This is a genomic window from Pseudoalteromonas sp. GB56, assembly GCF_054923835.1.
This window is the reverse complement of record NZ_JBPCHK010000001.1, coordinates 600,465-614,093: the sequence shown is the minus strand read 5'-3', so window position 1 is coordinate 614,093 and position 13,629 is coordinate 600,465. Positions and strand designations below refer to the sequence as shown.

The 13,629-nt window shown below is 44.5% G+C and carries 16 protein-coding genes and 1 tRNA gene; 7 read left to right on the top strand and 10 right to left on the bottom strand.

The annotated features are described in order from the left end of the window. Positions 1-7: 7 nt before the first annotated feature. From rplL to deoC, 9 genes are all read right to left on the bottom strand, one after another. Positions 8-370, bottom strand: a complete 363-nt coding sequence (gene rplL, locus ACH19P_RS02890; protein ID WP_462157007.1) for a 50S ribosomal protein L7/L12 — start codon at positions 368-370, stop codon at positions 8-10. An 81-nt stretch (positions 371-451) separates the two neighbouring features. Beyond that, positions 452-946 (bottom strand): 50S ribosomal protein L10, encoded by a 495-nt coding sequence (gene rplJ / locus ACH19P_RS02885; RefSeq protein WP_462157006.1) that lies wholly within the window; start codon positions 944-946, stop codon positions 452-454. Between the two features lie 290 nt (positions 947-1,236). Then, positions 1,237-1,941 carry a 50S ribosomal protein L1 gene (gene rplA / locus ACH19P_RS02880; RefSeq protein ID WP_462157005.1) on the bottom strand — a complete coding sequence of 235 codons (705 nt, stop codon included), beginning with the start codon at positions 1,939-1,941 and terminating at the stop codon, positions 1,237-1,239. Between the two features lie 4 nt (positions 1,942-1,945). Continuing rightward, positions 1,946-2,374 carry a 50S ribosomal protein L11 gene (gene rplK, locus ACH19P_RS02875; RefSeq protein WP_105189357.1) on the bottom strand — a complete coding sequence of 143 codons (429 nt, stop codon included), beginning with the start codon at positions 2,372-2,374 and terminating at the stop codon, positions 1,946-1,948. Between the two features lie 193 nt (positions 2,375-2,567). Beyond that, positions 2,568-3,125 (bottom strand): transcription termination/antitermination protein NusG, encoded by a 558-nt coding sequence (gene nusG / locus ACH19P_RS02870; protein WP_462157004.1) that lies wholly within the window; start codon positions 3,123-3,125, stop codon positions 2,568-2,570. Positions 3,126-3,129: 4 nt separating this feature from the next. Beyond that, positions 3,130-3,507 carry a preprotein translocase subunit SecE gene (gene secE / locus ACH19P_RS02865; protein ID WP_462157003.1) on the bottom strand — a complete coding sequence of 126 codons (378 nt, stop codon included), beginning with the start codon at positions 3,505-3,507 and terminating at the stop codon, positions 3,130-3,132. Positions 3,508-3,632: 125 nt separating this feature from the next. Beyond that, a tRNA-Trp gene (locus tag ACH19P_RS02860) sits at positions 3,633-3,709 on the bottom strand. 82 nt (positions 3,710-3,791) lie between these two features. Next, positions 3,792-4,304: a hypothetical protein gene (locus ACH19P_RS02855; RefSeq protein WP_462157002.1), complete on the bottom strand. Its 513-nt coding sequence runs from the start codon at positions 4,302-4,304 to the stop codon at positions 3,792-3,794. Beyond that, complete coding sequence (gene deoC, locus ACH19P_RS02850; protein ID WP_462157001.1) at positions 4,301-5,032, bottom strand: deoxyribose-phosphate aldolase; 732 nt, start codon at positions 5,030-5,032, stop codon at positions 4,301-4,303. The genes ACH19P_RS02855 and deoC overlap by 4 nt, the downstream gene beginning before the upstream one ends. Positions 5,033-5,334: 302 nt before the next feature. On the opposite strand from deoC, the gene cysG reads away from it, so the two are divergent. The 6 genes from cysG to cysQ are packed head-to-tail and all read left to right on the top strand — an operon-like array spanning position 5,335 to position 12,232. Beyond that, the gene (gene cysG / locus ACH19P_RS02845; protein ID WP_462157000.1) at positions 5,335-6,756 is read left to right on the top strand and encodes a siroheme synthase CysG; all 1,422 of its coding nucleotides are present in this window, start codon (positions 5,335-5,337) and stop codon (positions 6,754-6,756) included. Between the two features lie 46 nt (positions 6,757-6,802). Continuing rightward, on the top strand, positions 6,803-7,702 hold the full coding sequence (gene cysD / locus ACH19P_RS02840) for a sulfate adenylyltransferase subunit CysD (protein WP_462156999.1): 900 nt from the start codon (positions 6,803-6,805) through the stop codon (positions 7,700-7,702). Then, positions 7,703-9,124: a sulfate adenylyltransferase subunit CysN gene (gene cysN, locus ACH19P_RS02835; RefSeq protein WP_462156998.1), complete on the top strand. Its 1,422-nt coding sequence runs from the start codon at positions 7,703-7,705 to the stop codon at positions 9,122-9,124. It begins immediately after the preceding gene. Positions 9,125-9,128: 4 nt separating this feature from the next. Then, complete coding sequence (locus ACH19P_RS02830; RefSeq protein ID WP_462156997.1) at positions 9,129-10,847, top strand: SLC13 family permease; 1,719 nt, start codon at positions 9,129-9,131, stop codon at positions 10,845-10,847. Positions 10,848-10,861: 14 nt separating this feature from the next. Further along, positions 10,862-11,458, top strand: coding sequence for an adenylyl-sulfate kinase (gene cysC, locus ACH19P_RS02825; protein WP_462156996.1), 597 nt, complete (start codon positions 10,862-10,864; stop codon positions 11,456-11,458). Between the two features lie 3 nt (positions 11,459-11,461). After that, on the top strand, positions 11,462-12,232 hold the full coding sequence (gene cysQ / locus ACH19P_RS02820; protein WP_462156995.1) for a 3'(2'),5'-bisphosphate nucleotidase CysQ: 771 nt from the start codon (positions 11,462-11,464) through the stop codon (positions 12,230-12,232). A 55-nt stretch (positions 12,233-12,287) separates the two neighbouring features. Here the strand turns inward: cysQ and ACH19P_RS02815 are convergent, their stop codons facing one another. Next, entirely contained in the window at positions 12,288-12,587 is a 300-nt protein-coding gene (locus tag ACH19P_RS02815) for a hypothetical protein (protein WP_462156994.1), read from the bottom strand. 250 nt (positions 12,588-12,837) lie between these two features. Here ACH19P_RS02815 and ACH19P_RS02810 point away from each other — a divergent pair, with 250 nt between their 5' ends. Then, positions 12,838-13,248, top strand: a complete 411-nt coding sequence (locus tag ACH19P_RS02810) for an RNA-binding S4 domain-containing protein (RefSeq protein WP_462156993.1) — start codon at positions 12,838-12,840, stop codon at positions 13,246-13,248. The last annotated feature ends 381 nt before the right edge of the window (positions 13,249-13,629 follow it).

Here is a 13,629-nt window from a genome sequence, read left to right as displayed (position 1 = left end):
TGCTAGATTACTTGATTCCAACTTCAGCACCAGCTTCTTCAAGATTTTTCTTAAGTGCTTCAGCTTCTTCCTTAGATACACCTTCTTTGATAGGTGCAGGAGCTGACTCAACAAGAGCCTTAGCTTCTTTAAGGCCAAGACCAGTTGCGCCACGTACAGCTTTGATTGCAGCAACTTTGTTACCGCCAGCAGCAGCTAGGATTACGTCGAACTCAGTCTTTTCTTCAGCAGCTTCAGCTGGACCAGCAGCAACAACAGCAGCAGCTGCAGTTACGCCGAACTTTTCTTCCATTGCTTCAACTAGTTCAACAACTTCCATTACTGACATTTCAGCAATAGCGTCAAGGATTTGGTCTTTAGTTACAGACATTGTAAATTTCCTAATAATTTCGAACCCTAAGGTTCATTAAATTCAATACACCGATAAAGAACAATAGCTTATAAATATAAATTAAGCAGCTTGTTCTTGTTTCTGGTCGCGAACTGCAGCAAGAGTTTTTGCCAGCTTGCCCGCAGAAGCTTCTTTCATAGCGCTCATTAGACGTGCAACTGCTTCGTCGTATGTAGGTAGCTTAGCAAGCATGTCTACATCAACTAGCGAGCCATCAAAAGCAGCCGTTTTAAGCTCAAATGCTTCGTGCTTCTTCGCGAAATCTTTAAAGATACGCGCTGCAGCACCTGGGTGCTCAGAAGAGAAAGCGATAAGGCTTGGGCCAACTAGTGACTCAGTAAGACACTCGTAATCAGTACCTTCAACAGCACGTTTAGCTAGGGTGTTACGAACAACTTTCATCCATACACCAGCTTCACGAGCTTCTTTACGAAGGGCTGTGATAGCGTCTACAGTTACACCACGAGAATCTGCAACAACTGCAGATAGAGCACCTTTGGCAGCTTCGTTGACTTCAGCAACAATTGCTTTTTTGTCTTGAAGATTTAAAGCCATGGGTGTTACTCCTGGTTATGAGGAACTTACGAACCTCAGTTTTACTCTACCCCACTCATCATTAAGTGGAGTTGCTTGTTACGGCGAGAGCCAGAAGATTAGGAAAATCTAGCTGGGATTCACACCGTCTACGTAGGAAATTAAGCTGTGAATCACTGCACCTACGGTCTTGGACGGAAGCCAAATTCGAAAATTTAGCTTCAACCCGAATTTGTTGTATTGTTGAGATAATTTCTCAACAAAATGGCGCGAAATTATAGTACAAAAATCGCGCCACGTAAACTCTTAAATTAAGATACTTGCGTACTTAGAGAGTTTTGGTCTACAGCAACACCCGCGCCCATAGTAGTAGAGATGCTTACTTTCTTGATGTAAGTACCTTTTGCTTGAGAAGGCTTAGCTTTCTTAAGCGCTACGATTAGAGACTCAAGGTTCTGTTGTAGTTGCTCAGCTGTGAAGTCCACTTTACCGATAGTAGTGTGGATGATGCCGTTCTTGTCGTTACGGTAACGAACCTGGCCAGCTTTTGCATTTTTAACTGCTTCTGCAACGTTAGGAGTTACAGTACCAGTTTTAGGGTTAGGCATAAGACCACGTGGACCTAGGATTTGACCTAGTTGACCAACAACGCGCATTGCATCTGGAGAAGCAACAACAACGTCAAAGTTCATTTCGCCTTTCTTAACTAGCTCAGCAAGATCTTCCATACCTACGATGTCAGCACCCGCTTCTTTCGCTGCGTCTGCATTTGCACCAGCTGTGAATACAGCTACGCGAACGTCACGGCCAGTACCGTGAGGAAGAACAGTTGCGCCACGTACGTTTTGGTCTGATTTACGTGCATCGATACCAAGGTTAACAGCAACGTCAACACTTTCAACGAACTTAGCAGTTGCTAGCTCTTTAAGAAGTGCAACAGCTTCGTTGATTTCGTAATCTTTGGTTACATCCACTTTCTCGCGGATAGTACGCATACGTTTAGTTAATTTTGCCATTATCTTAGTCCTCTACGTTCAAGCCCATTGCACGCGCAGAACCTGCGATTGTGCGTACCGCAGCGTCCATGTCAGCTGCTGTAAGGTCTGGTTTTTTCATCTCAACGATTTCTTCTAGTTGAGCACGAGTAACAGTACCTACTTTCTCAGTGTTTGGACGGCCTGAACCAGACTTGATGCCTGCAGCTTTCTTAAGAAGATATGCAGCAGGTGGAGTCTTCATTTCAAACGTGAATGAACGATCGCTATAAACAGAGATGATTACAGGAACAGGTGCACCTTTCTCTAGAGATTCTGTACGTGCGTTGAACGCTTTACAGAATTCCATGATGTTAACACCGTGTTGACCTAGAGCAGGACCTACTGGTGGACTAGGGTTAGCCATACCAGCAGCAACTTGTAGCTTGATTAAAGCTTCAACTTTTTTAGCCATGATTATACCTCGTTAGGTGGGTCTTAGCCTCGTGCGCGCGAGGACGCGTACTCAAGCGGCTTCCCAATTAAAAATTTAGTACTCTTTTCGCTCTCAATGCATAGTGTTGACACTACGCCGAATGCAAAAAGGCCGCTGATTATAAGTTAATCAGCGGCCTTTTTCAATATAGTTTGTCGTTTAAATAGACAAATTATTTATCTTGTTCTACTTGGCCAAACTCTAGCTCAACTGGCGTTGAACGACCGAAGATAAGAACAGAAACTTTTACGCGGCTTTTCTCGTAATCCACTTCTTCAACAACACCGTTGAAGTCTGCAAATGGACCATCAATAACACGCACCACTTCACCTGGCTCAAACAAGGTCGCTGGCTTAGGTGCTTCAGCATTTTCTTCAAGACGGTTAAGAATACGGTCAGCTTCTTTTTTGCTGATAGGTGCTGGACGGTCAGATGTACCGCCGATGAAGCCCATTACACGAGGCGTACTGTTTACTAAGTGCCAACTCGCATCGTTCATGTCCATCTGCACGAGTACGTAACCAGGGAAGAATTTACGCTCTGATTTACGCTTTTGACCTGCGCGCATTTCCACTACTTCTTCTGTAGGCACCAGCACTTCACCAAAGCTGTCTTCAAGACCTTGGATTTGAATGTGCTCTTTGATGGTTTGTGCTACACGCTTCTCAAAACCTGAGAATGCTTGAATCACATACCAACGTAATTTCTTTTCTTTGTTCTCTTCCGTCATGGGACTAGATCTCCAATCCAGTTAAAAAGCCTACTACTCGGAATAAAATTCCGTCTAATCCCCAAAGGATCAGCGCCATAATAACTGTAGCAATCATTACGATGAACGTAGTGTGCGTTGTTTCTTGACGCGTTGGCCAAACAACTTTACGAACTTCGATACGTGCTTCTTTAGCAAACGTGATAAAAGTACGACCTTTTTCCGTTGTCGCTAGTACACCTAAAGCGATTGCGACTGCCGCAACTACGCCGATTGCTCGGATTAATACCGACTGGTCACCGTACATGGTGTTACCCACAACTGCTGCTGCTAGTAACGCAATGGCAAAGATCCACTTAACCATATCCATCGAGCTTGACGAGTTTTCTACATTTGCACTCATAATTCCTGACACCCTAAATACAGACACAACAACCCCGTCACTCGACAGGGTAAATCTATCCAAATCTAACCTTAAAAACGTGCTTTTAAAACAGATTTTTAGACTTAGACTTACTAAATGAAAAGTGGCAGGGGCGGAGAGATTCGAACTCCCAACCGTCGGTTTTGGAGACCGCTGTTCTACCAATTGGAACTACGCCCCTGCAAAGTGGATGCCCATTATACTGACCAAACGCGCTAAAACAAGAGCAAAAGCTAGGCACAAACAAAATTAATTAGGCCATTTCACCCTTGTGAGGACCAAAGCTGAATGGGCGCTTCTTGCCCAAGCCAATCACTGAGCAACCAAATTTGCTCGAATTCATGTCCATTAGGCACCTGCAAGTGCGCAGCTAAATGCACAAAATCGTTGTGTTGCCACAAAGTGCTGGCATTTCGAATCAGCAACCATACACGTTTGCTGTCGTATTTTTTCTTTGCTTTGGCACTGAGCAAACGGGACAGCGCATAATGCAGTTGATCGCAACTTGGATTGAGAGCTAATTGCGCTAATTGGCGTTGGATATCCAAATTCAAAGGTCTGCCTAACACCGCCATAGCTTCATGTTCATTGGCATAAAGATGCGCTATTTCGATATCTAAGCGTTCGTCATTCATGTAACAACTTACATCGGGTTTTGCCGGTTGATTGTGCCAGATGTGCCACATCGGGATATGGTATTCACGCTCGTAAGCGCGCAAGAACAAACGCGCAGCTTCGTGTTCCAACTTTAACTTTTCGAGTTCGCTTTCACTCATATCGCAGCATACAATTCATCAAGTAACGATGAGGCGCCAAAACGGAAGTTGATTGGGGTCACCCAAGAACCGCCCATTTTATCAACACTAAGGTGTAAATATTGCTGTGCCTGTTCAAGGGTCTTCACCCCACCCGAAACTTTTACCCCCACCGCTTTACCACTGCTCTTTATTTCTTCCAGAATGACATCAACCGCTTCTAGCGTCGCATTAATTGGCACTTTCCCAGTGCTTGTTTTAACAAAGTCTGCCCCCCCTTCGATAGCGATGCGTGCGGCTTTCGCGACGATATCTAACGGTAACTCACCACTTTCAATTATCACTTTCAGCTTTGCTCTACCTACGCACAGCGCTTTGCTTTCTTGCACATAACTCAGTGCCAATGCCGCATTCCCATTAAGCAGCGCTTTGTATGGCAATACCAAATCAATTTCATTCGCACCAGATAATAGTGCATCTTGTGTTTGGTTGAGGACCTCTGATAAAGGCTGATCACCGCCGGGGAAGTTAGTTACTGTTGCCAATGCAATGGGCCAGTTAAAATGTGCATCTAGGTAACATTTTACGTATTTCAGCCACTGCGGATACACACAAACGGCAGCAGGTCGCGGTTGCGAGGCAGAGATCTGTGCTAAAAAGGCTTGGATGTCTTGTTCACTATCTTGCTCATTTAAACGGGTAAAATCTAAACAAGCCAACGCTAATTGGGCATCATGTGACACACTCATTAATCACTCTCCTTTACAGTGGTAAAACTATACTAACATCGTCATCGCCCCGTTAAATAGGATTTGGATCAAGTTAGCCTTTATAGGCTTTTTTTATCCTCTGGTTTGATAGTTAATTATAAATTTCGCGCTTAAGACTTTATTTTTATTGGCTTAAGCCATTTCAAAGGTCGGCATATAACTTTTAGCTATATAAGCTTGGAACAAATTATTTTTTAACCGCTATTTTGCACATTATTCTTACAGGCTCATAACGTAGTGATAGTTTTTTTGCCTCAATAAGGCGCGACAGGTGGTGACAGGTGCAATATTTACCCATATTCACAAAACTCGATAACAAACCGGTATTAATTGTCGGTGGCGGCGATATTGCGTTTCGTAAAGCAACCGCAGTGCTAAAAGCACGCGCTAACCTGACACTTGTGGCCCCTTCATTTTGTGAACAACTGAAGAATTTGCAAAAAGAGGGCAAAGTGACTTTAGTTGAAGCACTGTTCATCGACAACCATGTTGAGGGCTTTATGCTCGTTATTGCTGCGACCGACAACGATGAGGTCAATGCGCACGTTCATCTCGCAGCAGAACAACGCAATATTTTTGTGAATGTGGTCGATGACCAGCCAAAGTGCAGCTTCATCTTTCCGTCAATTGTTGACCGTAACCCGGTAACCATTGCGATATCCAGCGCGGGAACAGCGCCAGTTCTTGCGCGCCGATTGCGCGAGAAATTGGAAACCCTTATCCCCCACCACATTGGTCCACTCGCAAATCTAGTTGGCCGTTTTCGCAGCCAAGTAAAATCTCGTTTTGCGCACTTTGCTGACCGCCGCCAATTTTGGGAGCGCGTGTTTGACTCCAACGTAGTCAGTGAAGTGCAAAAAGGTAACGATGATGAGGCTTACCAGCAATTGCAACAGATGCTCTCTGACACACCAGCACCTCAAGGAGAAGTGTACGTGGTGGGCGCAGGCCCAGGAGACCCAGAACTATTAACGTTAAAGGCATTGCAGTTGATGCAACAAGCAGACGTTGTGGTGTACGACTACCTGGTCTCTGATGAAATTATGGAATTGGTGCGCCGCGATGCTGACCTCATTTGCGTAGGCAAGCGCGCAGGGGATCACAGCGTGGCGCAAGAGCGCACCAATGAAATTTTGGTAGAACTTGCCCAACAAGGTAAGAAAGTGTGCCGTATCAAAGGTGGCGATCCATTTATTTATGGACGTGGTGGCGAGGAAGTACAGGTGCTCGCAGAGCATGGCGTAAAATACCAGATTGTGCCTGGTATAACGGCTGCTGCAGGATGCAGCGCATACGCAGGTATACCTTTAACACACAGAGATTACGCACAAAGTATTCAGTTTGTAACGGGTCACTGTAAGAAAGATGGCCAAGAACTTGATTGGCAATCTTTAGCAAAACCTAATCAGACTTTGGCTATTTATATGGGTGTGGTAAAGTCACCTGATATAAAAGCGCAGCTAATAAAACATGGTCGCGCGACATCGACGCCAGTAGCCATTATCGAAAATGGTACACGTAAGGAACAACGTGTATTTACTGGAACGTTGCAACACCTTGATGACTTGATCCACCAACACAAAGTGCAATCACCTGCGTTGTTAATCGTCGGTGAAGTGGCATCTCTGCATCAAGAATTGGCTTGGTTCGGTACTCGACGCCAAGTTAGTAGTTTTGCACAACCAATCACCGATGTTGCGTAGTGCCCTACGGAATTTATAAATTAAGAGTTTAGGCAGGAACAAAGCAATGGCTTTAACCCATCTTCAGCAACTTGAGGCTGAAAGCATCAAAATCATCCGCGAAGTAGCGGCTGAGTTTGACAATCCCGTGATGCTTTACTCCATTGGTAAAGATTCATCAGTATTACTTCATTTAGCGCGAAAAGCGTTTTTCCCAGCAAAGATACCTTTCCCTTTGCTGCACGTTGATACCAACTGGAAATTCCGCGAAATGATCGAATTTCGTGATCGCTTAGCGAAAGAGTATGGTTTCGACTTAATCGTACACAAAAACCCTGAGGGGTTAGCAATGGATATCAGTCCGTTTGTACACGGTTCATCAAAGCACACTGATATCATGAAAACACAGGGCTTGAAACAAGCGCTTAACCAGTATGGCTTTGATGCTGCGTTCGGTGGCGCTCGTCGTGATGAAGAGAAATCACGCGCAAAAGAACGTGTTTACTCATTCCGCGACAAGCACCACAGATGGGATCCAAAAAACCAGCGCCCTGAACTTTGGAATACTTACAACAGTGAAGTAAACCAGGGTGAGAGCATCCGTGTGTTCCCTCTTTCAAACTGGACGGAACTTGATATTTGGCAATACATCTATCAAGAGAATATTGAGATCGTTCCTTTGTATTTAGCAGAGAAGCGTCCTGTTGTAGAGCGTGATGGTACCTTAATCATGGTAGACGATGAGCGTATGCCTTTGAACGAAGGCGAGCAACCACAAATGAAGTCAGTGCGCTTCCGTACATTAGGTTGTTACCCACTAACAGGCGCAGTTGAATCTACCGCTGATACCCTAACCGGTATTATTGAAGAGATGCTGCTGTCAACATCATCAGAGCGTGAAGGTCGAGTGATTGACCATGACTCATCAGGGTCTATGGAAAAGAAAAAACGTGAGGGGTATTTCTAAATGTCAGCTACAGCGAATGAAGTTAAAGAGTTAGGTATTGAAGCCTATCTATCGCGCCAACAAGACAAGAGCCTTCTGCGTTTATTAACCTGCGGTAGTGTTGATGACGGTAAGTCGACCCTAATCGGTCGTTTGTTACATGACAGTCATCAGATTTATGAAGATCAGCTTGCAGCTTTACATAAAGACAACGAAAAAGTAGGTAATGCAGGCGAAGAGCTTGACTTAGCCCTACTCGTTGATGGCTTACAGGCTGAACGAGAGCAAGGCATCACTATTGATGTAGCCTATCGTTATTTCTCTACAGCGAAACGTAAATTTATCATCGCAGACACCCCTGGACACGAGCAATACACTCGTAACATGGTGACCGGTGCTTCAACGAGCGATTTAGCTATCATACTGGTTGATGCTCGTTACGGTGTGCAAACACAAACTAAACGCCACAGTTTCATTTGTGATTCGTTAGGTATTGAACAATTTGTTGTTGCTATCAACAAAATGGACATCGTCGATTTTGATGAATCTGTGTACGAGAAGATCAAAGCTGACTATCTGAAGTTTGCTGAACAACTTAATGTACAAAATATCAAATTCGTACCTATGTCTGCGCTTAAAGGCGACAACGTAGTGTCTCGCTCAGAGCACACCCCCTATTACACTGACAAACCACTTCTAGAGCTACTTGAAGACTCACCAGCAGCGGCAACGAACAATGGTTTTGAACCTCGTCTGCCGGTGCAATATGTGGTGCGTCCAAACTTAGATTTCCGTGGTTTCCAGGGCACCATCACTTCAGGTGAATTTAAAGTGGGTGATGCAGTGAAAGTCCTACCTTCAGGTAAGACTTCGAGTATCAAAGAGTTGGTTACTTTTGACGGTAATCTAGATACCGCTGAAGCGGGCCAAGCAATCACCATGACATTAAACGATGAAATTGATATCAGTCGTGGTGATGTCATTGTGCCAAGCAACTCGAAGTCAGTATCAACAAATCAATTACAAGCAAAATTGGTTTGGATGCACGAAGAGCCATTAATTGTAGGTAAGACCTATAATTTGAAACTAGGCGCGAAGAAAACAGCAGCAGTCGTATCACGCATCGATCACACAATTGATGTGAATACACTTGAGCAAGGTCAAGCAGACAATCTACAGCTCAACGAAATTGCTATTGTTACTGTTGATTCCACAGAGCCAATGCTCGCTGATGTGTATCGCGATAACAAGGAAACCGGTGCATTTATTTTGATTGACCGCCTATCCAACCTGACAGTTGGTGCGGGTATGGTTGAAGAAGTATTGGCGCAACGAGAAAATCAACAACATAGCCAGTTCAGTGACTTCGAGGTTGAGTTTAATGCACTCGTGCGTAAGCATTTCCCACACTGGCAGGCGATTGATATTAGTAAGTTAAAATAAGTACATGGATGTCGCATTATATGCAGCAATCATAGTAGCGTTGTTTGCTGGTCTTGTGTTTACACACATACGTCCAGCAACGCTATTTTTTACTGCATTATTAGTGTGTTATGTTCTGGGGTATCTTGATACTCCAGAGCTATTACACAATTTCACAAACACTGGACTCGTTGCTCTAGTGCTCCTAATGCTGGTGTCACTCGCATTAGAAAGAACATCGATATTGCAAAGGTTGGCTAAAAGTATAGTCAGTCCTTCACTCACAAAAAGTATTATCAGAGTAAGTACCGTTACTGCTGCGGCCTCTGCTTTTTTGAACAACACCGCCGTTGTTGCGGCGTTAGTTGGCCCGCTCACTCGCAATAAATACCACACCCCTTCCAAGCTGCTTATTCCACTGTCTTATGCGGCGATTTTAGGCGGTACGACGACACTCGTAGGCACATCAACAAATTTAATCGTAAACAGTTTTACTCAAGAAGCTGCTGACTTGAGCTTATCCATGTTTAGCTTCTTGCCAATAGGCATTGCGGTAACACTCGCTGGTATTGTTGTGTTAATTCTCAGCAATAAACTACTGCCAAACTACTCACGCTCTGCGAGTGAACATAAACAGTACCTACTAGAAGCAAAAGTAAACGACAATTCTCCACTGATTGGTAAAACGATTGAGAAAAATGGCCTGCGTGATCTGGATGACTTGTTTCTTGTTGAAATCGTTCGTGATAAGCGCTTAATTACACCGGTTCGCCCAGAAAACAAAATTCGCGCAGGCGACAAGCTTATTTTCACCGGCAATGTACAAAGCGTCACTGCGCTGCAGCGGATTCCCGGGCTCACACTATTTGCTGACAGCAATGGACTTCTCAGTTCCAACTTACAAGAAGTTATCGTGACTCATACGTCGACACTTGTTGGACGAACACTGAAAAGTACCGGCTTTCGTGCTAAATTTGATGCCGCGGTCGTTGCGATCCATCGCAATGGTGAACGCCTCTCGGGCAAGCTCGGAGAAGTCACCATTCGTCCAGGCGATCGCTTTATGCTTGCTGTCGGTCACGACTTTAATAACCGCAGCAATCTAGATAAAAACTTTTATTTCGTCAGTGAGCATCAAGTAGACAAGGCATATAACTTTCGCAATGAGCTTGCGCTAATTTCGGGTTTCGCCAGTGTTATAGCTTTAGCTGCAGCTAATGTTATCCCCTTGGTACAAGGCCTTTTGATTTTTATTGCCTTGTTATTAGCGACTAACCTGCTTGATGGCCAGGAATTAAAAAGACGCTTTCCATTTGAGCTCGTTATTATCATCGCTTCAGCTTTGGGTCTCGCAAATGCTTTTGCGGGGTCTGGTGCAGAAATGCAATTGCAAACTTGGCTCGCGGGACAAAGTGCATTAACCCCGTTAACCGCGCTCATCATAGTGTATATATTCACTGTGATCATGACTGAATTAATTACCAATAACGCGGCGGCAGCACTCATGTTTCCGCTTGCGTATGGCCTGTCCAACTCGCTCAATGTTGATCTAATGCCTTTTGCAATGGCTGTTGCATATGGTGCAAGCGCTGCATTCATCAGCCCTTTTAGCTATCAAACCAACATGATCGTAATGAACGCTGGTCAATATCGATTTTCCGACTTCGCACGCGTAGGTGTGCTGATGTCAGCCGTATATGCATGTGTGGTTATTGGTTTAATCACGTATGTTTTCCCATTTTAATCAGGGCTTCTGTAATGGACGAAAATATTGTTTGGCACCAACACGGTGTTAATAAGCAAAAAAGACAAACAGCAAATGGCCACAAGAGTTGTATTTTATGGTTCACGGGGTTTTCTGGCTCTGGCAAAAGTACTGTCGCAGGCGCACTCGAAAATAAGCTGCATGAACTTGGACACAAAACATACTTGCTAGACGGTGACAATGTACGTCATGGCTTGTGTGGTGACTTGGGTTTCTCAGACGAAGATCGTAAAGAAAATATTCGCCGAGTGGGCGAGGCTTCAAAGCTAATGGTCGATGCAGGATTATTGGTACTTACCGCTTTTATTTCCCCTTTCCAAGCAGAGCGTTCTATGGTTCGCAACCTGGTGGAAGACGGTGAGTTTGTTGAAGTGTATCTAGACACCCCACTGGCCACGTGTGAGCAACGAGACCCAAAAGGCTTGTATAAGAAAGCTCGTGCCGGGGAAATTGCCCACTTCACAGGTATCGATTCTGACTACGAAGTACCTGTAAACCCAGAAATCATCATTAATACAGGTGAATTGAGTATCGAAGCATGTGTAGCTCAACTACTTGATTACCTAAAAGAAAAAGAAATCATAGGCTAACTCATGACATCAATTGAATTATTAGAACACGTGTTGACCCTCTCTCGCGATGCAGGGCAAGCAGCTATGACCATCTACAACAAGGACTTTGGTATCGAGTACAAGGACGATAAAAGTCCTGTTACCGACGCTGACTTAGCTGCTCATAAAGTCATCGTTGCAGGTTTAAAGGAGTTAACACCAGACCTACCTATTCTGAGTGAAGAGAGCGCATCCATTAGCTGGGAAGAGCGTCAAAACTGGCAAAAGTACTGGTTAGTGGATCCAATCGATGGCACGAAAGAGTTCATCAAGAAAAATGGTGAGTTCACTATTAACATTGCACTCATTGACAATGGTGAACCAGTTTTAGGCGTGGTTGATGCGCCAGCATTGGGCGTAAGCTATTTAGCTGCAAAAGACATCGGCGCTTTCAAACAAGAAGGCGAAGCGCGTATTGAGCTCAAAGTGACAGAAAAAGAGAACAAAGGTCTTATCCGCGTTGTAGGCAGCCGCTCTCACCCTTCTGAACAACTTGCTAGCTTCCTTGAGCAGTTTGAAGAAGTTGACATGGTGCCTAAGGGCAGCTCATTAAAGCTATGCTTGGTCGCTGAAGGTACTGCAGATATTTATCCGCGTTTGGGCCCTACGAGTGAATGGGATACAGGTGCTGGCCATGCTGTTGCGGCAATTGCCGGCGCAAAGGTCACCAACATTGATGGTGAGCCGTTAAAGTACAACCAAAAAGAAAGCTACCTCAATCCATTCTTTATCGTCAGTGCGCTAAGTTCATAACGCACACAAACAAAAAAGCAGCCTGGGCTGCTTTTTTGTTTTAATCACTTAGGTTTTAAATTGTGAGTGCGATGCCTCGGCTTTTTGCCCAGTCCATAACGCTTTGCTTTTCATAAGTCACTTCCTTGAATAACTTATGCTGACAGTAACTCAGCCCGGGTTCTGCACTGCGGTTGTGATAGAGGATACGGCTATGATTGTCGTTAAACCGAGAGAGTAACTCGAAGTAGGCATCTGTGTTCTCTTGGTATTTTTTAATCGCTTCAGCGATTGCCACTCGCACTTGCTCCGCACTACAGTGGTCTGCATATTTATGGCTTAGAAACTCTTCGAATACTGCTTGTCTCGCACCCATACAATTCCCCTCGCTAAAGATTAGAACTACTTTATTTAGCTTTGATTAGCAATTTCCACGCCAAACAACCTATGGCGCTGTATTGCTTGTTATACTTGTTATTGTCTGTTTTAGACTACCAACAGACAAAAAAGTTTGCATTACATTGGCGCAAAATGACACATTTTAGTGCAACCCCAATCCACGCGATGCATGTTTGTTTAGTTTGGGTGTATAATAGCGCGCCATTACCGATGAGAGCATACACACCATGCATGACGATTTTATTGAAGTTCAATTAGAAGAAGAGCCGATTGAGCTATGCAAGCTGTTAAAAGTGCTCGACCTTGCTGAAGGGGGGGGGCACGCGAAGCTGCTTATCGCTGACGGCTATATCGGTGTAAATGGTGAATTGTGTACTCAAAAACGCAAAAAGCTCTATGCTGGTGACACAGTACATATTGATGGTGAAACGTTCTTACTCAGTGCCGCTGAAAACATGGTGCAGCGTGAACAACGCAAAGCACCTAAACCACACAGCGGCAAGTCAATGGCACCAAAGCCGGCGCGTAAACAACACACCAGACCTGAGAAAACCTCTTCAGCCCCGGTCAAAAAACCGAAAAAGAAAACGCCAACACGTGATGAAAACACCGGTCGAAAACCCATCTCATTCGGGTAATTCTTAAAATTTCTAATGGTTACTTTTGCAAATAAGTAGACACACTGAATAAAATTTATCCGCACTACAGGTTGAAAAAAGCTCAGTTCCCCCCAAGCTCTTACTAGTGGTTAAAGGTTAACTACTAGGGCGTGTTGACCTTTGCTGTGTGTTTTTGCAGCAGCCATTGAGGTGTTTTGGCAAGGCAGTGCCTGCGTCGCATAGTCATTCGATGTCAGTCAGGTGATAACGCAGAAAAAATACCCCAATGGCACTGCCCAGAGGATTCAACCATAGGCGCACACTGCGGTGTCATGGGTTATTAGCATAGCTCGCTATGCAACATAACCCATTCCTAGCATTGGACGCCTTTGATTTGAACAAAATTCATACCTCAAAGAT